Origin of the sequence: Pantoea sp. ICBG 828 (assembly GCF_002928355.1) — a bacterium.
GTDB classification, from domain to species: Bacteria; Pseudomonadota; Gammaproteobacteria; order Enterobacterales; family Enterobacteriaceae; genus Pantoea; species Pantoea dispersa.
The window spans coordinates 109,924-129,413 of the sequence record NZ_POWN01000005.1; the positions used below are offsets into that span (position 1 = coordinate 109,924).

The 19,490-nt window shown below is 56.9% G+C and carries 17 protein-coding genes and 1 tRNA gene; 10 read left to right on the forward strand and 8 right to left on the reverse strand.

All coding sequences use genetic code 11. The annotated features are described in order from the left end of the window. The first annotated feature begins 16 nt into the window (after nucleotides 1–16). The 3 genes from yejM (at nucleotide 17) to C1Y43_RS13350 (ending at nucleotide 2,403) form a co-directional block, all read left to right on the forward strand. Nucleotides 17–1,765, forward strand: a complete 1,749-nt coding sequence (yejM, locus tag C1Y43_RS13340; RefSeq protein ID WP_021509248.1) for an LPS biosynthesis-modulating metalloenzyme YejM — start codon at nucleotides 17–19, stop codon at nucleotides 1,763–1,765. 72 nt (nucleotides 1,766–1,837) lie between these two features. After that, a tRNA-Pro gene (locus tag C1Y43_RS13345) sits at nucleotides 1,838–1,914 on the forward strand. A gap of 162 nt (nucleotides 1,915–2,076) precedes the next feature. Next, the gene (locus C1Y43_RS13350) at nucleotides 2,077–2,403 is read left to right on the forward strand and encodes a four-helix bundle copper-binding protein (RefSeq protein WP_104188522.1); all 327 of its coding nucleotides are present in this window, start codon (nucleotides 2,077–2,079) and stop codon (nucleotides 2,401–2,403) included. 33 nt (nucleotides 2,404–2,436) lie between these two features. On the opposite strand, the gene C1Y43_RS13355 is transcribed toward C1Y43_RS13350, so the two are convergent. Next, complete coding sequence (locus C1Y43_RS13355; RefSeq protein WP_104188524.1) at nucleotides 2,437–2,709, reverse strand: hypothetical protein; 273 nt, start codon at nucleotides 2,707–2,709, stop codon at nucleotides 2,437–2,439. 142 nt (nucleotides 2,710–2,851) lie between these two features. Beyond that, nucleotides 2,852–3,355 (reverse strand): hypothetical protein, encoded by a 504-nt coding sequence (locus C1Y43_RS13360; protein WP_199189152.1) that lies wholly within the window; start codon nucleotides 3,353–3,355, stop codon nucleotides 2,852–2,854. A gap of 393 nt (nucleotides 3,356–3,748) precedes the next feature. Between C1Y43_RS13360 and C1Y43_RS13365 the strand changes: the two genes are divergently transcribed. Beyond that, the gene (locus C1Y43_RS13365) at nucleotides 3,749–3,952 is read left to right on the forward strand and encodes a hypothetical protein (RefSeq protein ID WP_010618078.1); all 204 of its coding nucleotides are present in this window, start codon (nucleotides 3,749–3,751) and stop codon (nucleotides 3,950–3,952) included. A gap of 76 nt (nucleotides 3,953–4,028) precedes the next feature. Continuing rightward, nucleotides 4,029–4,754 (forward strand): 4'-phosphopantetheinyl transferase, encoded by a 726-nt coding sequence (locus tag C1Y43_RS13370; protein ID WP_104188526.1) that lies wholly within the window; start codon nucleotides 4,029–4,031, stop codon nucleotides 4,752–4,754. 153 nt (nucleotides 4,755–4,907) lie between these two features. Here C1Y43_RS13370 and C1Y43_RS13375 read toward each other — a convergent pair whose 3' ends face one another. The 3 genes from C1Y43_RS13375 to apbE all read right to left on the reverse strand — a co-directional run bounded on the left by C1Y43_RS13375 (nucleotide 4,908) and on the right by apbE (nucleotide 8,337). Continuing rightward, the gene (locus C1Y43_RS13375; protein WP_104188528.1) at nucleotides 4,908–6,560 is read right to left on the reverse strand and encodes a multidrug ABC transporter permease/ATP-binding protein; all 1,653 of its coding nucleotides are present in this window, start codon (nucleotides 6,558–6,560) and stop codon (nucleotides 4,908–4,910) included. 86 nt (nucleotides 6,561–6,646) lie between these two features. Continuing rightward, nucleotides 6,647–7,288 carry a DNA oxidative demethylase AlkB gene (gene alkB, locus C1Y43_RS13380; RefSeq protein WP_104188530.1) on the reverse strand — a complete coding sequence of 214 codons (642 nt, stop codon included), beginning with the start codon at nucleotides 7,286–7,288 and terminating at the stop codon, nucleotides 6,647–6,649. A gap of 17 nt (nucleotides 7,289–7,305) precedes the next feature. Then, complete coding sequence (gene apbE / locus C1Y43_RS13385; protein ID WP_104188532.1) at nucleotides 7,306–8,337, reverse strand: FAD:protein FMN transferase ApbE; 1,032 nt, start codon at nucleotides 8,335–8,337, stop codon at nucleotides 7,306–7,308. A gap of 401 nt (nucleotides 8,338–8,738) precedes the next feature. Between apbE and C1Y43_RS23955 the strand changes: the two genes are divergently transcribed. Beyond that, nucleotides 8,739–8,894, forward strand: coding sequence for a hypothetical protein (locus tag C1Y43_RS23955; protein WP_166718437.1), 156 nt, complete (start codon nucleotides 8,739–8,741; stop codon nucleotides 8,892–8,894). A gap of 1 nt (nucleotide 8,895) precedes the next feature. On the opposite strand, the gene C1Y43_RS13390 is transcribed toward C1Y43_RS23955, so the two are convergent. Beyond that, complete coding sequence (locus C1Y43_RS13390; protein WP_058758444.1) at nucleotides 8,896–9,351, reverse strand: nuclear transport factor 2 family protein; 456 nt, start codon at nucleotides 9,349–9,351, stop codon at nucleotides 8,896–8,898. Between the two features lie 97 nt (nucleotides 9,352–9,448). Here C1Y43_RS13390 and C1Y43_RS13395 point away from each other — a divergent pair, with 97 nt between their 5' ends. After that, nucleotides 9,449–10,012 carry a TetR/AcrR family transcriptional regulator gene (locus C1Y43_RS13395; RefSeq protein ID WP_058769916.1) on the forward strand — a complete coding sequence of 188 codons (564 nt, stop codon included), beginning with the start codon at nucleotides 9,449–9,451 and terminating at the stop codon, nucleotides 10,010–10,012. 22 nt (nucleotides 10,013–10,034) lie between these two features. On the opposite strand, the gene ompC is transcribed toward C1Y43_RS13395, so the two are convergent. After that, nucleotides 10,035–11,144: a porin OmpC gene (gene ompC / locus C1Y43_RS13400; RefSeq protein WP_031280043.1), complete on the reverse strand. Its 1,110-nt coding sequence runs from the start codon at nucleotides 11,142–11,144 to the stop codon at nucleotides 10,035–10,037. Nucleotides 11,145–12,036: 892 nt separating this feature from the next. Here ompC and C1Y43_RS13405 point away from each other — a divergent pair. Genes C1Y43_RS13405 through rcsB form a run of 3 tightly spaced genes read left to right on the forward strand, consistent with a single transcriptional unit; the run spans nucleotide 12,037 to nucleotide 16,525 of the window. Continuing rightward, a complete protein-coding gene (locus tag C1Y43_RS13405; protein ID WP_021509236.1) occupies nucleotides 12,037–13,191 on the forward strand; it encodes an MFS transporter in 1,155 nt (384 codons plus the stop codon). 24 nt (nucleotides 13,192–13,215) lie between these two features. Then, on the forward strand, nucleotides 13,216–15,873 hold the full coding sequence (gene rcsD, locus C1Y43_RS13410; protein WP_058758458.1) for a phosphotransferase RcsD: 2,658 nt from the start codon (nucleotides 13,216–13,218) through the stop codon (nucleotides 15,871–15,873). A gap of 1 nt (nucleotide 15,874) precedes the next feature. After that, nucleotides 15,875–16,525 (forward strand): response regulator transcription factor RcsB, encoded by a 651-nt coding sequence (rcsB, locus tag C1Y43_RS13415; RefSeq protein ID WP_013509853.1) that lies wholly within the window; start codon nucleotides 15,875–15,877, stop codon nucleotides 16,523–16,525. 42 nt (nucleotides 16,526–16,567) lie between these two features. On the opposite strand, the gene rcsC is transcribed toward rcsB, so the two are convergent. Beyond that, on the reverse strand, nucleotides 16,568–19,420 hold the full coding sequence (rcsC, locus tag C1Y43_RS13420; RefSeq protein WP_021509234.1) for a two-component system sensor histidine kinase RcsC: 2,853 nt from the start codon (nucleotides 19,418–19,420) through the stop codon (nucleotides 16,568–16,570). Nucleotides 19,421–19,490: the final 70 nt, after the last annotated feature.

Consider the following 19,490-nt stretch of genomic DNA (forward strand, 5'->3'; position numbering starts at 1 on the left):
ATTTGACCTCATAAATATGGTAACCAACCGGCAGCGCTACCGTGAAAAAGTCTCCCAGATGATCAGCTGGGGGCACTGGTTTGCCCTGTTTAATATTCTGTTTGCGCTTATTTTAGGCAGCCGCTACCTGTTGGTCGCCGACTGGCCCTCTTCCCTCGCCGGCCGTATTTATGCGTTTACCAGCTGGATTGGCCATTTCAGCTTTATCGTGTTTGCCGCTTATCTGCTGATTATCTTCCCGCTGACCTTTGTCGCCATGTCGCAGCGGTTGCTGCGCGTGCTCTCCGCCGTGGTCGCCACGGCCGGGCTGACGCTGATTATGGTCGACAGCGCGGTGTTCAACCGTTTCCATCTGCACCTCAATCCGGTGGTGTGGGAACTGGTGGTCAACCCCGATCAAAGCGAGATGGCGCGCGACTGGCAGCTGATGTTTATCAGCGTACCGCTGATTTTCCTCGTTGAGATGCTGTTTGCCACCTGGAGCTGGCAAAAGCTGCGCAGCCTGAACCGGCGTTCGTTTGGCAAGCCGCTGGCCGCGCTGTTTATCAGCGCCTTCTTTGCCAGTCATCTGCTGTATATCTGGGCGGACGCCAACTTCTACCGGCCGATCACCATGCAGCGTGCCAACCTGCCGCTCTCCTATCCGATGACCGCACGGCGCTTTCTGGAGCGACATGGCCTGCTGGATGCGCAGGAGTATCAGCGCCGTCTGGTGCAACAGGGCGATCCGGAAGCGCTGTCGGTGCAGTATCCGCTCAGCGATATTACGTTCCGCGATGGCGGAACGCGCCATAACCTGCTGATTCTGACGGTGGACGGACTGAACAATGCCACGGTGGATAAAGCGCTGCCGTCGCTTAATCAGTTCGCCAGTGAAAACGTGCGCTTTACCCAGCATTACAGCGCCGGACTGCAGCCGGAAAAAGGCCTGTTCGGTCTGTTCTACGGTATCTCCTCCAGCTACATGGACGGCGTGCTGGCGGCGCGCATGCCCTCTGCCCTGCTCGGCGCGCTGAACAGCCAGGGTTATCAGTTCGGTCTGTTCTCTTCCGATGGCTTTAGCCAGCCGCTGTACCGTCAGGCGCTGCTGGCGGATTACAGCCTGCCGCAGGCCGATACCCAGCCTAACAGCACCACGGTGACACAGTGGCAGAACTGGCTCAATGGTCAGAAAGGCGGCGCGCCCTGGTTCTCGTGGATCGCGCTCAACGGCGTGACGGTAACCGGCGACAGCACCAAAGCGCGCCAGCGCAGCTATATGCGCCAGGCGACAGGCGTGGATGAACAAATCGCGACGGTGCTGCATACGCTGCAGCAGAATGATGCGCTGAAGAATACCGTGGTGGTGATCACGGCGCAGCGCGCCATTACCTTCGACAACAGCGATAATCCGGGCAACCGCGCCACGCTGCAGGTGCCGCTGGTGGTGCACTGGCCGAATACCCCGGCACAGAGCATCGATCGCCTGACCGATCAGCAGGATGTGATGACCACGCTGATGCAGCGCCTGCTGCACGTGCGCACCAATCCGGTTAACTATTCACAGGGTGAAGATCTGTTTGCCGCGCAGCGCAGCCATAACTGGGTCGCCAGCAGTGAAGATGGCAAACTGGTGGTGACCACGCCAACAGTGACGCTGGTCCTCAGCAACAACGGTAACTACAGCGCGTACGATGCCCAGGGCAAAGAGCTGAAAGATCATAAACCTCAGCTGGCGCTACTGTTGCAGGTGCTGACGGAAGAGAAACGGTTCACGGCAAACTGATTAATTATGAGGCAGTTAAGCTGCCGGCATATTGCAATCGCCAACGGAACCAGTAGTATAACCCTCCACGTTCGGCACGTAGCGCAGCCTGGTAGCGCACTGTCATGGGGTGTCAGGGGTCGGAGGTTCAAATCCTCTCGTGCCGACCAAAATCCCAAAGAAAAGCAGCCTTTATGGCTGCTTTTTTATTTTCTGCTGTAAAATCGCGGCGTTAAGCACAGCGCGGTAATAAATCCTAACGCTTTCCTTCATTGCATAATGACCAATCCTTTCCAGGCTTAAACGGTTAATCACCAATGCAAGGAGGAAACATGCTTGATGAATATAAACGCTGCGTGGAGGCTTGTTATCTGTGCGCAGCCGCGTGCGACCACTGCGCAACATCCTGTCTGGATGAGGAAAATGTGGAGATGATGCGCGAATGCATCAGGCTGGATATGCAGTGCGCCAATACCTGTCGCCTCACGGCGCAGTTCATGGCGCTAAACAGTGCATCGGTGCAGCAGCTCTGTCAGTTCTGCGCCGACATCTGCCAGCAGTGCGCGCAGTCGTGCCAGCAGCATCAACACCAGCACTGCCAGCAATGCGCTCAGGCCTGTCAGCGCTGTGCAGAAGAGTGCCGTAAAATGGCGGCATGATGCCAGCCGGATTGAGATTCGCTGCGGCGAATCTCAATCGTTGACGCTGAGTGAAACCTCTGCCTCGCAGGATTGCACCAGAATCAGCGGGCATTTCTTCACCTTACACGCCTGCGAATAAGCCAGCTCGCACACTTCGCAGATATCGCGTACGTCCGACTCATACTCATACTCCATGAAGTAGCGAAACGTACCGCTGCGCGTGTCGCTGCGCCAGAAGCGTTGCGGTTCCAGGATTTCATCCAGCTGCCTGAAGGTCAGGGCTGAGGGGTTGTGAAAACCCACTCTTACACGATATTTAGTCATGCCCTGATAATTATCGAGTTTCCGCTGCGTTGCCAGCCGGAAACAATTCTCGCTGGGATAGGGAAAATCTTTGCTGTGGATAACGCATCGGGTGCCGCAACCAAAGGCGCGACGATCGCGGCACAGATGAAGGGCTAACCCGTCAGCGTTTGATTTTTAAATCATCATCCCAGCGGTCTGCCGCCGCGTTTGCGGGATCGTGATCCTGCAGCAAAAACTCGCCGTTTTGCTGGGCGATCTGCTCACCGGTATCGGTAATCGCGTTTTGAATAAACACCTTTGCCTGCGCGCCATTCACAAAGGTGAGCTGATGGAAGGCAGTTTTATTGCCCCAGTCTTTTGACGGCGTTGAAATATAGCGGATGGTGTAACTCTGGTCCTCAACGCTGCCCTGCATCACGTAGAGGCCATAATGATTTTCGCCCTGCGACAGGATTTTATACACCCCGTTGCTGTAGTAATAAATCACCGCATCCGGGAACGGCTTTTCATCATAGAGTTTACGGTAGTGCAGTTTATGTACAAAGGTGGGTTTGCCGGGCACCACTTCAATATTGCCCTGCGCATTCCGGAAGCTGAGATCCGCTGCCTGTGCAGCGCCTACGCTCATGCAACCCAGTAACATTATGCCAGCCAGTTTTTGCATCGTTCGCTCCTTAGCCTCTTCGTCAGCCACCAGCATCTTACGCCCACGCTTTACCCAGGTTAAACGAAGCGGCTATCGATGTGTGATGGGCTTCATAATACAGCCACCACAGGAAGGATAGAGATGGAAAATGACCGCGTCATTACCGCGCCAGACGCGGCTATTCGTCACCACTGCGACAGACCCTGACCTTACTGTTCAGGGTGCTAAATCCTGCAGCATAATCTTGCATCACACTTCATTCATGCTGCGAATCAGGTACTTAACTGAAGTCAGCAAAGCCGACCGGGATCACGTTTTTACTGATTTGTGACAGCAATTCATTAAAGTGAAACAAAACTGTCACAGATTTCCCCTACCCTAAAGCTCCCGTTTATTTGATGGAATCTCGTTATGGTCATCAAAGCAAAAAACCTGCAGGATGCGGAAGAACTCCTGCACTCAGGCATCAGCAAAGTGGAGCTGGCGTATGATATTGGCAGCGATGATTTCTTCCGCCTGGCGAGCCACTGGTGTGACCGTGGTGCACGCATTACCAAAGGCCACCACCATTTTGTGGTGCAGATGAAGAGCTTCGCTATCCCGCCAAATCGCTAACCCGCAGCAGCCTTTTCGGCTTGCTCTGCCCGCGGCTGACTGGTAAAACACGCTTTTCCATCAGCCGTTACTCGTTATGTTCTCAGCCGAAACGCCCCTGCCGCTGCCCACTTGTGGTTTTATCACCGCCGCTGGCCACACCGCTGAATCGCTATCGCTGGCGTGGTGCCGCTTTGATCGGCAACAGTGGCACGCCGCTTTACCTGCGCAGTGGCAACTGCCGCTGCCGTCTGCACTACAGCAGGCAGCCAGCAAACGCAAAATTGAATATCTCGCCAGCCGCTGGCTGGTGCGGCAACAGCTGGCGCAGCTGGGAATCACTGATTTTGTGCTGCACAACGCACCGGATCGCTCACCGTGCTGGCCGGCAGGCATCCGCGCTTCGCTGTCACACAGCCATGACTGCGTGGTGATGGCCGCGACGCGCGAGGCATTGTATGTGGGCATTGATGTTGAGCAGGTGATGGCAGAGCAAACCGCGCAGGACACGGCGGAACTGCTGATGAACGCGCAGGAGCGCGCGCTGCTTGAGGGCCAGCCGCTGCCCTTTGCGCAGGCGGCAACGCTGCTGTTTTCGCTGAAAGAGAGTCTTTATAAGGCGCTATGGCCGCGGCTGCATCAGCCCATGGCGTTTCATCAGGCTGCGCTGATTGAGCTCGACCTGCCGCAGCAGCGCGCCAGGCTGCAGCTGTGTCAGGATTTCAGCGCGGAATTTACCCGCAGCACCGTGCTGGACGCACGCTTCTGGCTGCAGCCGGCGCGCGTGGTCACACTGCTCACTCACCCGGCCTGCACGCAATAAAAAACCGGCGCGGAATGAGCCCGGGCCGGTGACAACACAAGACGACAGAAGTGTTCCAGGGAGACAGAGACGAGGATCTCTGCTGCCATTCACTGTATCCCGCTGACAACATCCTGCCCAATAAGGGTTTTTGCTAAGCTTTGCCGCCAGCCGTCAATGGCCGGTATCGGTGCGTTTGACGGCGTCCAGCGTGGCCATTTCGCGCTCGCGGCCGGTCAGCTCGCTTAACTGTCCATCGCGCATTTCCAGCAGCCGATCGGCATGAATAAAGTAGTGATCGTCATGGCTGATGGCGAACACGGTTTTGCCGGACGCCTGAAGCCACGGCAGCAGCTCGCGGTAGAAGATGCGGCGGAAATGCGGGTCCTGATCGGCCGCCCACTCATCGAGCAGCAGGATATCGCGCTCCTCTGCCGCCGCCAGCAGCAGAGCAAGCCGCTTGCTCTGCCCTTTCGACAGCTGCAGGTTAAGAACCCGGTTGCCTTCCAGCTTCAGCTTGTCCTGCATTTTCAGCCGTTCCAGCCACTGCTGCACCAGCGCCGGATTAGCCGGCTCACCACCGCGACGAATCAGGCGATCAAACAGGTGCACGTCAGTGAACACCGCCGAGAAGTGCTGGCGATAAGCATCAAGGTTATGCCAGTCCACCTCTTTACCGTCCAGCAGCAGGCGGCCTGAATGCGGCTGATACAGGCCGGTCAGCAGCATCGCCAGCGTAGATTTACCGCTGCCGTTACCGCCAATCAGAAACACCAGTTCACCGCGGCGCAGCGTCAGGTTGATCGGCCCGACGGCAAAACCGTGCTCGCCATAATGGAAACAGACATCGCGCAGCTCCAGCGTCTGCCAGTCGCTCACCGTCGGCAGCGCGTTGAATCCGGCGCTATAAGGGGCCAGATCGAAGGTATTAATTTTCCGCAATGCCACCTGTGCGCTGAGCAGCGTCGGCAGCGCGCCTACTGCCGCCAGCAGCGGCGTGCGCAGGAACAGCAGCGTCAGCGAATAGGTTGCGGCAACAGCGGTATTGGCCCAGCCGAGACCATTAGCCATGAAGAACACAATACCAATCGCGCCGAGCATCATAATGTTCGACCAGTTCACCGCGCTGAGATGGAAGGTATCGGCGCGCACAATGTGACGACGATAATCCGTGGCATTTTCCTGATACACGGTGTCGTAAATCAGCCGGGCGCGCTCGCGGTTAAGCTGCAGCTCTTTGCGCCCTTCAATGATGGTCTGAAAATCACGGTACAGCTCGTCCTCGATGTCGCGCAGCTTCGCCATGTGCTGATAGACGCGCGACACCAGCAGCCAGCCGCCGATCAGCGTCACCACCAGCCACAGCGTGGTGATCAACAGCATTTGCGGTGACAGCCACGCCAGATAGATCGCGGAACCCAGCGTAATAATGATGCCCTGAATCAGCTCCGGCAGGCGCACAAACGCGATAGTGATGGCACGCACGTCGCTGGTCAGGCCGGCCAGCAGTTGAGCGTTACCAATCTGCTCAATGCGTTCAACCCGGGTATCCAAAATACGTTTGATAAACTCACCGCGCAGCCGCCAGACAAAATGGTGGCCGAGCTGAGTCAGCGCCAGCTGCGACGCCAGCGTCACCGCCATCAGCAGAAACAGCTGGGCGAGAAAGCCCGGCAGCACGGTGAGCGAGGTATTAACTGCCACGATCAGTTCATTATTGATGTAGGCGATCAGCCCGATACCCAGCGCGGCGCTGAGCAGCGTCAGCACAATCACGCCGATAAACGGCCAGCGGTACTGGCGAAAAACAACCTGAAGCAATGCCATTAAAAATTATCCAGAGGTCAACCAGGCAGCCTGCAGTTTAATGGCGCTTCGGGTGAAGGCAAGAATAATTCTCATCCGTTTTACGGTTACTGAGCGCGGCGGAAGGTCAGGTTGTAACGGAACGCGCCAGCCTGCGGATGGATGCCCGCTTTTAGCGGCAAAATGCCGTGATAGCGCAGGCGCGACGGACCGCCCCACACCACGATATCGCCGTGCTCCAGCAGCACGCGCTGCGTTGCATCGCCGCGCTCGAAACCGCCAAACTGAAAAACGGCCGGCAGGCCAAGCGACACCGAGACAATCGGCTGGCGTAAGTCTTTCTCATCCTTATCCTGATGCAGCGTCAGTTTGGCACCGGGCTCATAGCGGTTAATCAGGCAGGCGTCCGGATTGAAACCGGCAAAGCCGGCCTCCTGCGCGGTCTGCTGCGCCTGCGTGCGGAACAGCGCGGGCATCGGCGGCCATTTACGGCCGCTGCTGACATCCTGTTCGGTGTACTGGTAACCGCGCGAATCGGTCGACCAGCCGAAATCGCCGCAGTTGGTCATGGCGACCGACATGCGATGTCCACCCGGCGTGATGCGATGGGCAAACGGGTTAAGGGCCGCGACGTCATGAATCGCCGCCAGCAGCGCATCGGCCTGCTCGCGCGCCCGGCGACGCAGAATCACCGCGCCCTCGGCCAGCGGTTCCTGCCATGGCGCGTCTTCACTAAATAGATCCAGCACAGTTACCTCCTGTCAGGTCAGGGCTGATCGATAAGAAATGATTTGAACTGTGGCGACATCCAGTGACTGAAGCCGTCGCCCTGCTTCGTAATCAGATACACCGCCAGATGCTGTTTCAGCGCCAGCGCTTTGGCACGCTCGGTGCCGAGCACCATCAGCCCGGTGTCCCAGCCGTCGGCTTCCAGCGCGGTGGTGGCAATCACCGTGGCTGAGACCAGCCGGTGATCGATGGGTCGGCCGCTGGCCGGATCGATCACGTGCGAGATGCGTTTGCCATCCAGTTCATAATAGTTGCGATAGCTGCCGGAGGTGCTGATTCCGTGCCCCTGCAGATCGACGCGTGCCTCCACGGCGTTCTCGCGATCGGTCGGTTTCTGGATGGCGACCCGCCACGGCTGCTGGCTGGCATTCAGGCCGCGACTCAGCACCGCCCCGCCCACCGACACCAGATAATTAGTGATGCCCTGCTGTTCCATCAGCCGCGCCAGGTGATCGGTGGCGTAGCCTTCGCCCATGGTGGAGAGATCAACATACAGGCCCGGCAGATCTTTCTGCAGCCACTGGCCGTTCACCGTTTCAATCACGCGCAGGTGCTGCAGCCCGGTCTGCGCTTTGGCGGCGGCGATGGCGGCATCCGATGGCGTATGCGCCGGCTGCTGCGCCGGGCCAAAGCCCCACAGATTCACCAGCGGCCCGACGGTAATGTCCATCGCGCCGCCGGTCAGCTGGCCGATGCGCAGCGCGCGGGTGACGATATCGGCCATATCGGCACTGACCGGCTGGGGATCCTGTCCCTGATACTGGTTGAAGCGCGACAGCACTGAGTCCTTTTTCCAGGTGGAGAGTTCGCCATCGTCGCGATCGAGCTGCTGCTGAATCGCCTGCTGCAGCGCGGCCTTACGCTGAGTATCCACGCCCGCCAGACTCACGCGCCACACCGTTCCCATGGTTTTGCCTTCCAGCACCAGCGCCTGATGCGCCGGTTTTTGCTCGCACCCGCTCAGCAGCAGTGCTACCATGCCTGTCAGCAGAATGTTCTGAAAATTCATCGATTCCTCGTCTGTAACTCATTACTACAGCCTATTACAAAGCATAACTCGCTTGTAAAACCGTCTAAAGCTGCTTGAAGTTGATCGCTGGCTGGCACAGCATACTGCGTTCCTGCACGAGAATCCTTACAGGAGCGACAGATGATTTATATGATTCTTGCTATTACCGCCGGGTTATTTGCTTACGGAAGCTTCCGTTGCTGGCAGCACTATCGCCACCGCCTGATTCAGCACTATCCGTCGCGCCGACGTTAAGGCATTGCACCAGCGTCGTGCATCCTGCACCGCTTCAGCGCTGGCGCAGTGTAACAAAGCGGCCACGGGGCACGTGGCGCTGAGAGCGGTGGCATGGCATGAATTGTGCAGCGTTGATGGTGGGTTGAACATCAGCGAGGTGCAATATGAGTAAGGCAACAAAACAACAGGATAAATGGCAGCGCTGGCTGAGCTTTTCCGCCTTCACGCTGGCGGGGGTGGCGCTGGAAGGCAGCCTGCCGCCTGCCACCATATCCCCGCAGCAGGCGGCAAAGGCCAGACGCTGGCGCAACGCGCCGTAAATTACAGACCCAGCTCGCTCAGGCCCGGATGATCGTCCGGGCGTCTGCCAGCCGGCCAGTGAAACAGCCGCGCTTCAGCGCTAATCGGCAAATCGTTGATGCAGGCGAAGCGCTGAATCATCAGACCATCGGCACCAAAGTGCCAGTTTTCATTGCCGTAGCTGCGGAACCAGTTGCCGCTGTCATCGCGCCACTCATAGGCAAAACGCACCGCCAGCTTATCGTGGTGCCACGCCCACAACTCTTTAATCAGCCGATAATCCAGCTCGCGGGCCCATTTGCGCTGCAGAAAGGTCACGACGTCCGCGCGGCCGTTAACGAATTCGCTGCGATTGCGCCAGCGGGTATCTTCACTGTAAACCTGCGACACGCGCTGCGGATCGCAGCTGTTCCAGGCATCTTCCGCCATACGCACTTTTTCTAAGGCACTTTGATGATCGAACGGGGGAATGAGCATTTTTTATCTCCTGATGATGTAGACAGGTCTGTCTACTTGATTCATCCTGCCGTATGTAGACAATTCTGTCTACCCCCGTAAACAGGAATTTTTTCTTATGCTCGCACCCCTGCTGTTTGATGCCAGCGCCAGCGCGCGTGACCGCATCCTGCTCAGCGCGCAACAGCTGTTTTATGCGCAAGGCATCCGTGCTACCGGCATCGATAAAGTGATTGCCGCGGCTGGCGTAACCAAAGTGACCTTCTACCGCCACTTTCCGGCCAAAAATGACTTAATTCTGGCATTTCTGCAGCAGCGCCATCAGCGCTGGATGAGCGGCTTTCGCAGCGCGCTGGCGCAGCAGCCTGCCATCAACGTGGCGCTGCCGGCTGCGTTACTGAGCTGGTTTCAGGAGGAGGATTTCCGCGGCTGTGCGTTTATTAATAGCGCGGCAGAACTGGCTGATACCCTGCCGGAAGCGAGCGCCCTGATTCGCCAGCACAAGCGGGAGATGGCGGCCGCCATTGCCGAAAGACTCAGCACAGCGCAGCAGGATAAAACCGGGCAGATCGTGTTGCTGGTGGATGGCGCAATCGTGCAGGTTCAGATGGGGGAAGCGGCGCAGCAGGTGACGGCAACGCTGCAGGCGGCGCTGAACGCGCTGCTGGAGAGCAGAGCGTGACCCGCAGGCCACGCCCTCCGGCTTAGAACTGGTAAACCAGGCCCAGCGCAACGATGTCGTCGGTGTTGATACCGGCCGCATCGGTGAAGTTGTTGTCGTCCAGCAGGTTGATCTGGTAATCAACATAGGTCGACATGTTTTTGTTGAAGTAATAGGTCGCACCCACGTCGACATATTTTTTCAGGTTCTGGCTGCCGTAACCTTCGATATCGCTGCCGCGTGAGGAGACGAAGGCCAGCGACGGACGCAGACCGAAGTCAAACTGATACTGTGCCACCAGTTCCCAGTTGTCCGCTTTGTTGGCATAGCCGTACGCAGCGGAATCCACCGCGCCGAAGCGGGTTGCGTTGTAAGAACGGGTGTACATCGCCGCCAGATACACGTTGTTAGCGTCATATTTCAGACCGCCGGTGTAGGCTTCGGCTTTATCACCGCGACCAAGAATGCCTGGCGCGTTGCCGTTCTGATTGTTGGTACGGTCAGACTGGAACATCGCCGCACCCAGACCGAAACCGGAGCCCAGATCATAGGTGGTGCTCAGACCCCAGCCGTCGCCGTTCTCACCCAGGACATCACGACCGGAAGAGGATTCGGTTGGGTTGTCGTTTTTGCCCTGATACTGCACGGCAAAGTTCCAGCCATCCACCAGGCCGAAGAAGTTGCTGTTGCGGTAAGTCGCCAGGCCGTTGCTGCGCTGGAACATGAAGTTGTCCGCGCCGTAGGTGTCACCACCAAACTCCGGCAGCACGTCAGTCCAGGCGCCGATGTCATACAGTACGCCGTAGTTACGGCCGTAGTCGAACGAGCCCGCATCACCGAATTTCAGACCGGCGAAGCCGACACGGGTGTAGCTGTTAGCGGTACCCTGCGATTCTGCGGTGTTCAGCGCTGCCTGGTACTCCCACTGACCGTAGCCGGTCAGCTGGTCGGTCACCTGAGTTTCACCTTTAAAACCAAAACGCAGGTAAGACTGGTCACCGTCCTGGCCATCGTTGTCCGAGAAATAGTGCAGGCCATCTACTTTGCCGTAGAGGTCTAATTTGTTGCCATCTTTGTTATAAATTTCAGCTGCGCTTGCTGAGCCTGCCACCAGCAATGCAGGAATCATCAGGGAGAGAACGCGACGTTTCATTTTATTACCCTCTGTAATGTGCCTTTTATATGTGCCACTGCTAACTGAATGCTTAAAAATTTAGCCGACAAGCCATTGTTATTTTATGGAGAGCAATAATCTATCACGAAAATGATACTAAATTTCCGAAAGTGTTTCATTGTATTAAATAGTTATTTCTAAATGTAAATTTCGCGGAACTAATAATCAGCACACATCGGCAAAAAATATCGCACTAATTGATAAACCGAATTTTATTCATTTAAATACATAGGGATAAGATGAGATAAGCTGCCGCACTGAATGATAAAACTTAACGCCACTCAGCGCATACAATTACTCCCGCTATCATCATTTATTTCATTATTACCTTCATTCACCCCGAATGAGAGATTTACCCTAATTCCCGCCGGACATGATTGTCCGGCATTTTTTTGCCTGCCATTTTTCTTCCGCTGTGTAATTTTATGTAAACCTGTTTACTAAGGTTAAATTAACCGCCACTCAGGACGCCATTATTTGTTCTTTTTCGCACTTTTTGTTCATTACTTAGCCATGATTGCACAATGTTAATTTCCGGGCGTAATAAAGTTGAGCAGGAATATAGCCGATGCGTTTCCCCAACCGCTGGCGGAATATTCTTTACCACTATTCAGTGAGTTAGCGCTGCCGCAGCAATCGATTTTCACCCCAACTTAAGCCAAATTTTCACTGAATCTGTCGGTTTGATAACGGCCTGAGAGTTTATGAAGTCCAGGAAATGTCTGGAAAAGCGCAGCGCCTGGCAAAAGATCGGTAATATGCTCTTTTCTGGCGACCATTTTTGCCCTGCTCTTCTCCTTCATTGAGCGGTGCCGCGCCAGCTTTAATGCTAAACTTCGTCGCTCGAACGACTTATGACAACGACACCTTTATGACAGCACTGGACGCCGCACAGCCCAACAAATTGCATCAGCGTGTCAATCTGGGAACACGCCTCGTTTTTCTCATCGCCGGTTTAAGCATGTCTGCCTGGGCGCCGCTGGTGCCGTTTGCCAGCCAGCGTCTCCAGCTGACGGGCGCGTCGCTGGGCGGCCTGCTGCTGTGTCTTGGCATTGGTTCACTGGCAGCAATGCCGGTGACCGGTGCGCTGGTGGCACGCTTTGGCTGCCGCCGCGTTATGCTGTGCTCCACGCTGGTGATACTGGCAGTACTGCCGCTGCTGGCAACGCTGGATGTGATGTGGTTGATGGCCGCCACGCTGATGGTGTTCGGTGCCGGGCTCGGCATGCTGGATGTGGCCATGAATGTGCAGGCGGTTGAGGTTGAGAAAGCGGCGGCGAAGCCGATGATGTCCGGTTTCCACGGTTTCTTCAGCCTTGGCGGTATTCTCGGCGCCGGCGCGGTCAGCCTGTTACTTGGCGCGGGTCTGACACCGCTGCAGGCGGTAGGCGTTATCATGCTGCTGATGGTGCTGCTGTTGCTGTGCAGCCTGCCGACGCTGATGACAGAGCGCCTGCATCAGCCCGATCAACCCTGGCTGGTGATCCCGCGCGGCTGGGTCGCCTTCCTCGGTTGCCTGTGCTTTATTCTGTTCCTTGCAGAAGGCGCGGTACTTGACTGGAGCGCCCTGCTGCTGCTGCAAAGTCCGGGCATGAGCGTGGCGCACGCCGGTCTGGGGTACGCCATCTTCTCCATCGCCATGACCATAGGTCGTCTGACGGGCGATAAAGTGATTCAGCGCTTTGGCCGCTATCCGGTGATGCTGACCGGTGCGCTGGCAGCGGCAGCCGGCATGACGCTGGCGGTGCTGCTGCCATGGCCGCAGGCGGCGCTGCTGGCCTTTTTGCTGGTGGGCTTTGGCCTGGCCAATACCGTGCCGATGCTGTTTAATGCCGCCGGTAATCAACAGGATATGCCGGCCAATCTGGCGATTTCCGCCATGACAACGCTCGGCTATGCGGGTATTCTTTCAGGCCCGGCTTTAATCGGCTTTATTTCCCAGTGGCTCAGCCTGAGCGGCGCGTTTTTACTTATCGCCCTGCTGCTGCTGGCGGTTGCCGCCAGCGCCCGGCTGGTCGCGCGTTAATTGCAGGATCCTGAGACACCTATGCTGCCTTATAAATTTCCGCTGACCTCCGGCAACGTAACGCGCTTTTTCGTGGTGTTTAACCTGGTGCTGTTTCTCGCGCTCGGTGCCATGGTGCATAACAGTGTGAATGCGTGGATCATGGAAAAGCGCTACGCCATGACCGACCTGGCGCGCGCGATGCAAAAACGCATTGATGCTTACCGCTTTGCCACCTGGCAAATCTATGAAAATCTCGCCACCAGCGCCGCAGGTTCTACGCCGAACAGCAGCCTGCAGGAGACGCGCCTGCGCCCGGATGTTTACTATCTGGAGAAAACCCGCCGCAAGACCGAAGCGCTGATTTTTGGCTCGCACGACAGCAGCACGCTGGATATGACGCTGCGCATGTCCAATTATCTCGATACGCTGTGGGGCGCTGAAAATCCGGCGTGGTCGATGTACTTCCTCAATGGTCAGGACAACAGCCTGATCATGATCTCGACCCTGCCGCTCAAGGATATGGCGACGCGCTATAAAGAGAGCGCGATCAATACGCTGGTGGACAGCCGCCGCGCCGAAATGCTGCAGCAGGCCAATGCGCTCGACGAACGCGAAAGCTTCTCGCCGCTGCGCCACTTTGCCTGGCAGAACGATCACTACTTCACGCTGCGCACCACGTTTAACCAGCCAGGTCATTTAGCCACGGTGGTGGCGTTCGATCTGCCGGTTAACGATTTGATTCCACGCAGTATGCCGCTGGAGAACTTCCAGTTGCGCCAGGATGCCAGCCAGCCCGGCAGCGCCACCAGCGATGACGCCAGCAGCGAAAGCACCGCGGTGACGCTGGTTAACCCGAACCTGGAGATTGCCGCCACGCTGCCCAGCACCTCGCTCCAGCTGGTGTACCGGGTGCCACTCGCCAGCCTGGCGATGGATACCCTGCACAACCTGATGTGGCCGCTGCTGATCAACCTGTTGCTGTTCCTGCTGTCTATTGCCGGCATTACGCTGCTGCGCCAGCAGTCGCTGCGACCGAATGAGAACCAGAGCGCTGAGCTTGATTCGCTGCGCATGCTGAATGAGGAGATCGTCGCCAGCCTGCCGGTCGGGCTGCTGGTGTATGACTTTGGTACCAATCGCACCCTGCTGAGCAACAAAATCGCTGAGCATCTGCTGCCGCATCTCAATCTGCAGAAGATCATCAATATGTCCGATCAGCATCAGGGCGTGCTGCAGGCTACCATCAATAACGAAGTGTATGAGATTCGCCACGCGCGCAGCATGCTGTCGCCGCACACCCAGCTGTTTATGATGCGCGATCAGGATCGCGAGCTGCTGGTGAATAAGAAGCTGCAAAAAGCGCAGCAGGTGCTGGATCGCAACCACCAGATGCGCCAGCAGCTGATGCAGAATCTTGGCCATGCGCTTAATCGTCCGCTGCAGAGCATGGTGACGCAGCTGGTGCAGCTCAGCCAGCGTGATGACGACGAGAGCGTGCTGGATCTGCTGGATGAGAGCCAGGGTCTGGCGCGGCTGGTGGACGATATCGTCCTGCTCAACCGGCTGGAAGCCCACGACTGGTCGCCGGATGCGGGCGTGTTTAACCTGCAGGATCTGCTGGATGAGATTGCGCTGGAGAGCCTGCCGCTGCTGCGGCGCAAAGGGCTGACGCTGGTGGTCAACAATCAGCTGGCCAACGACGAGATGCGCTTTGGCGATCGCCGCGCGCTGCGTAAAGTCCTGACCACGCTGATGCACTACGCGCTCACCACCACGCAGTGGGGCAAGATTTCCCTCGATATCAAAGCCAGCGACAGCAAAGCCAACAGCGTGCTGTTCCAGCTGGTGGATACCGGCTCAGGCCTGACCGGCGACGAGCTGGCCAACGTCGATTTCCCTTACCTCGGCGAAACCACGCAGGATCGTTACGGTCAGGCGTCTGGCATGGCATTTTTCCTGTGTAAGCAGCTGTGCAAACAGATGGGCGGCCAGCTGGAGATTATCGCCAAACCGGATATCGGCACGCGCTACAACATTCAGCTGCCGCTGGCGCTGGAGCAGCAGAGCGAGCAGGAAGAGAAGCTGCTGGAAGGCGTGACGGCGCTGGTGGATATCGCGGTCGAAGACGTACACAAAATTGTCTGCCGCCACCTCGAGAACTGGGGGGCAAATTGCCTGACCTCGGATGAGCGCTTGTCCGGGCAGGAGCATGATGTGCTGGTGACGGACGATCCGGCACGCCTGCACGGCTGGGCGCTGTTGCTGGCGGGCGACGAAATGGGGCATCACGCCCTCAACGACCAGCAATTCCGGGTCAATTTCAATCTCAGCAATGCGCTGCTTGATGCGCTGCTGGCCCTGATTGAGAAGCAACTGGCTCACGATTCGATAGAGGAGAGCGACGACGATGAGGCTGCCACGCCGCTGCTGAGCGGCGGCTATTTCCAGCTGTTTACGGAGACAGTACCGCCAGATGTGAAGAGACTGTATACTGAGTCGGCGGAGAAGGACTATCCCTCGCTTGCTCAGACAGCGCATCGCCTGAAAGGCGTGTTTGCCATGCTCAATTTACTGCCGGGTAAACAGCTTTGTGAAGAGTTAGAACAGCACATTAAACTGTGCGACGATTTAACCATTAAAAATACCACCAGTGAAATTGACGCGTACGTCAACCAACTGCTGCAGCAAGGTAACCAATAAGATGAATAACCTGAATGTAATTATTGCCGATGACCATCCAATCGTTCTGTTCGGTATCCGTAAATCTCTGGAGCAGATCGAATGGGTGAATGTGGTAGGTGAGTTTGAAGACTCAACAGCACTGATCAATAGCTTGTCCAAACTGGATGCCAACGTCCTGATTACCGATCTGTCGATGCCGGGCGAAAAATACGGCGACGGCATCACGCTGATCAAGTACATCAAGCGTCACTATCCGGATCTCTCCATTATTGTTCTGACCATGAACAATAACCCGGCGATCCTGAGCGCGGTACTGGATCTGGATATCGAAGGCATCGTGCTGAAACAGGGTGCACCAACTGACCTGCCAAAAGCGCTGGCAGCCCTGCAGAAAGGCAAAAAGTACACGCCGGAAAGCGTGGCCAAACTGCTGGAGAAAATCAGCGCCGGCGGCTACGGCGACAAACGTCTGTCACCGAAAGAGAGCGAAGTGCTGCGTCTGTTCGCCGAAGGCTTCCTCGTCACCGAGATCGCCAAGAAGCTGAACCGCAGTATCAAAACCATCAGTAGCCAGAAGAAATCAGCAATGATGAAGCTGGGCGTGGATAACGATATCGCGCTGCTGAACTACCTCTCTTCCGTCAGCGCCACTCAGGTCGACAAAGAGTAATCCCTGCGGCGGTGCTTCGGCACCGCCTCTCCTCTGCCCTGCTTATCCTTCCCGGCTTTTGCGAACACGTTCGGCATACAGCGCCAGCGTGGTTTTCAGCACATCCAGCGTCACCGGTTTTGACAGGCAATTATCCATGCCGGCATCCATACAGCGCTGTTTCTCTTCCGCCAGTGCGTTAGCGGTCACTCCAATCACCGGGAAAGCATGCCCCAGCTGGCGCAGACGCTGCGTCAGCCGGTAGCCGTCCATGTTTGGCATGTTGACGTCGCTCAGCACGATATCGATATGGTTACGGCTGAGCACGTTGAGCGCATCCACGCCGTCCTGCGCCGTTTTGGTCTGATAGCCCAGTGTGCCAAGCTGTTCAGACAGCAGCATGCGGTTAATCGGATGGTCATCAACGATCAGCACCATGATGTCTTCATAGCTGGAGGCCTGCTGCGGCACCGGCAGTTCCAGCGTGGTCGCCGTTTCACTGTCGATGGCAATGCGATAAATCCGACCCAGCAGCAGCGGCAGATCGTGCAGCGTCGCGCTGCTGTGCACCCACTGTCCCGGCGTGGTTTCCTGCGGCATATCGATGTGTTCACCGCAGATACGGATGCGCGCGCGTACCGTCTGCGCTGGCGCGTCGTGGTGATCGCAGATCATCACATCGTCCGCCCCAGCCCGCCCCTGATAGTGCGCAACCTGGATGCCCTGCTGCTGAAGCAGACGCAGCAGGAAGGCCGCCAGATAGTCGTTGCGCAGATCGAGCCAGATGGCTTTTTCCTGCAGACCATCCAGCAGCGGCGGCGCGGGTTGCTGTCCGGCGTAGATCGGAATACGCACCACGAACTGGCTGCCCATGCCCGGTTCAGAGTCGACTTCGATGTCGCCATCCATCATGTTGATGAGCTTTTCACAGATCGCCAGTCCCAGCCCGGTGCCCTGGAAATTACGCTGCACGCCGGAGCCGACCTGGAAGAACGGGTCGAACAGGCGCGTGATCTCTTTCGCCGGGATTCCCACGCCGGTGTCGCGCACGCGAAACGCCAGATACCCCTCTTTAACATAGGCGTGCAGGATAATGCAGCCGGTGTGGGTGAATTTGATGGCGTTGTTCAAGAGGTTGGAGATCACCTGCTGCAGGCGCAGCGGATCGCCGTCCAGCGCCAGCGGCACATCGTTCTCGATGAACACATACAGCGTCAGGCGCTTGCGCACCACCAGCGACAGATAGTTGCTGGCAATATGGTTGACCACCTCACGCGGCGAGAAGGGACGCGGCTCAATCTTCAGCTGCTCGGACTCGATCTTCGAGAAGTCGAGAATATCGCTGATGATTTTCAGCAACAGGCTGGATGAGTTGTTCATCGCCGTGACCAGCGAATCTACGCCTTTCGGCAGCGATTTGGTCTGCAGCAGATCGAGGTTACCGATAATGCCGTACAGCGGCGTACGCAGTTCGTGACTGACGGTGGCAAGGAACATCGATTTGGACTGGCTGGCCTGCTCGGCAGCGTGCGCCATCTCCTGCAGCGACTGCTCCATGCGCACGCGCGCCGAGACGTCGACCAGCACGCAAATCGCCACGTTCTCGTTGCGGTAGCGCGAATGCACAAAGCTGATTTGCAGGTTAGTGTTACTGCCGGTCAGCATATCGACAAAATTAACCTGCTGGCCGCCGATGATTTCATTCAGCCGCAGGCGATCTTCCTGCGTCAGCAGCGTCAGATAGTTATGCGCCAGTTCATTACTGAGGATGTTGGTGCCATCGCTGGTACGCAAAATACAGATGCCGACCGGCGCTGACGCGACAATCTTGCGGTTGAACTGCTCGTGCTCCTCCAGCCGGTGAGCGTTATCTTCCGCCGGCAGGAACATGCGGCGTTCAAACACCCACGCCAGGGTAAACAGAATCAGCGCGCTGAGGATATTGAGCAGCAGCGCGTTAATCAGCATCAGCTTGAGCTGATCCATCAGCACATCGGTCGACAGCGACCACACCACATTGAGGCTGGACGGCGGCAGCGGCTTTTTCAGCACCAGCTGACGATAGCCGTCAAGATAACCAAACCAGGTGCTGTTATCCGGCAGATCGTCCAGCGAATAACCGGGTCCGCCGCGTCGTGAGCTGATCAGCGGACGATAGTTTTCATCGGTGATGGTGGCCACCAGCGGCAGCCCGCCGGGCTGAATAAATTCATCCAGGCGAATGTTCTGTTCCACGCCGAGCAGTGCCTGCAGTTTGTTGGCGACGTAAACCGGCACCACCATGTAGAAGTTGCCGATGCCTGGCTGGCTGCTGTTGGTAATCCAGTACATTGGATTACGCCGCTCTTCCTCGTTGCCGCTGCGGTAGTGCAGCACGTTTTCGCGCAGCGCCTTCAGGCTGCGTTCGCGATCGACCGGATTATTGTTGCCGATGGTGAAATCTGCCAGGCACTGATTTTCGCCGCCAATAAAGAACACCCGATTGAGTTCATAGGCTGAGGCAAAATTGCTTTTCCAGTAGTTAATGAAATAGCTAAGGGAATCGAGCGAGTTACGCCAGGTGTTGCTCATTGACGTGCAGTCACCGTCGGTAAACAGCGGCGTAAACTGCGGCAGCGTGCTTTTGCCGCCCGGCATGCCGTTGAGCATATCCAGCCCGTTGACGCTGCTGCTCAGGCGATTCTCAGTGATGTACTTCAGCTCGCGCATCACATCCGCGGAGTGGCGCACATACCATTCGGCCTGACCATAATTGGTGGCAAACTCCTGGCGCACCGCGTTCTCTTTCTCGTGCAGCACATTGATGATGTAGAAAGTGGTCAACAGTGCACCCAGCGACCAGAGCAGCAGTGCCAGCGCACGAAACAGGTAGCGCGAGATGCGAAGCGTGGTGCGAAAGGAGACGAGATATTTCAAAAGAGACTCACTGGCGGCAAGGGTTATCGGGACGTTGAAAAGTTCTCATACACTAGCTTTATCAGGGCGA

Excerpts from the sequence above, each read along its gene's own strand:
- C1Y43_RS13375 (WP_104188528.1), bottom strand. The coding sequence starts at position 6,560 with ATGGCATTGCTTCAGGTTGTTTTTCGCCAGTACCGCTGGCCGTTTATC.
- ompC (WP_031280043.1), bottom strand. The coding sequence starts at position 11,144 with ATGAAACGTCGCGTTCTCTCCCTGATGATTCCTGCATTGCTGGTGGCA.
- C1Y43_RS13370 (WP_104188526.1), top strand. The coding sequence starts at position 4,029 with ATGTTCTCAGCCGAAACGCCCCTGCCGCTGCCCACTTGTGGTTTTATC.
- C1Y43_RS13360 (WP_199189152.1), bottom strand. The coding sequence starts at position 3,355 with ATGCAAAAACTGGCTGGCATAATGTTACTGGGTTGCATGAGCGTAGGC.
- C1Y43_RS13405 (WP_021509236.1), top strand. The coding sequence starts at position 12,037 with ATGACAGCACTGGACGCCGCACAGCCCAACAAATTGCATCAGCGTGTC.
- rcsB (WP_013509853.1), top strand. The coding sequence starts at position 15,875 with ATGAATAACCTGAATGTAATTATTGCCGATGACCATCCAATCGTTCTG.
- C1Y43_RS13365 (WP_010618078.1), top strand. The coding sequence starts at position 3,749 with ATGGTCATCAAAGCAAAAAACCTGCAGGATGCGGAAGAACTCCTGCAC.
- C1Y43_RS13350 (WP_104188522.1), top strand. The coding sequence starts at position 2,077 with ATGCTTGATGAATATAAACGCTGCGTGGAGGCTTGTTATCTGTGCGCA.
- C1Y43_RS23955 (WP_166718437.1), top strand. The coding sequence starts at position 8,739 with ATGAGTAAGGCAACAAAACAACAGGATAAATGGCAGCGCTGGCTGAGC.
- apbE (WP_104188532.1), bottom strand. The coding sequence starts at position 8,337 with ATGAATTTTCAGAACATTCTGCTGACAGGCATGGTAGCACTGCTGCTG.
- C1Y43_RS13395 (WP_058769916.1), top strand. The coding sequence starts at position 9,449 with ATGCTCGCACCCCTGCTGTTTGATGCCAGCGCCAGCGCGCGTGACCGC.
- C1Y43_RS13390 (WP_058758444.1), bottom strand. The coding sequence starts at position 9,351 with ATGCTCATTCCCCCGTTCGATCATCAAAGTGCCTTAGAAAAAGTGCGT.
- yejM (WP_021509248.1), top strand. The coding sequence starts at position 17 with ATGGTAACCAACCGGCAGCGCTACCGTGAAAAAGTCTCCCAGATGATC.
- C1Y43_RS13355 (WP_104188524.1), bottom strand. The coding sequence starts at position 2,709 with ATGACTAAATATCGTGTAAGAGTGGGTTTTCACAACCCCTCAGCCCTG.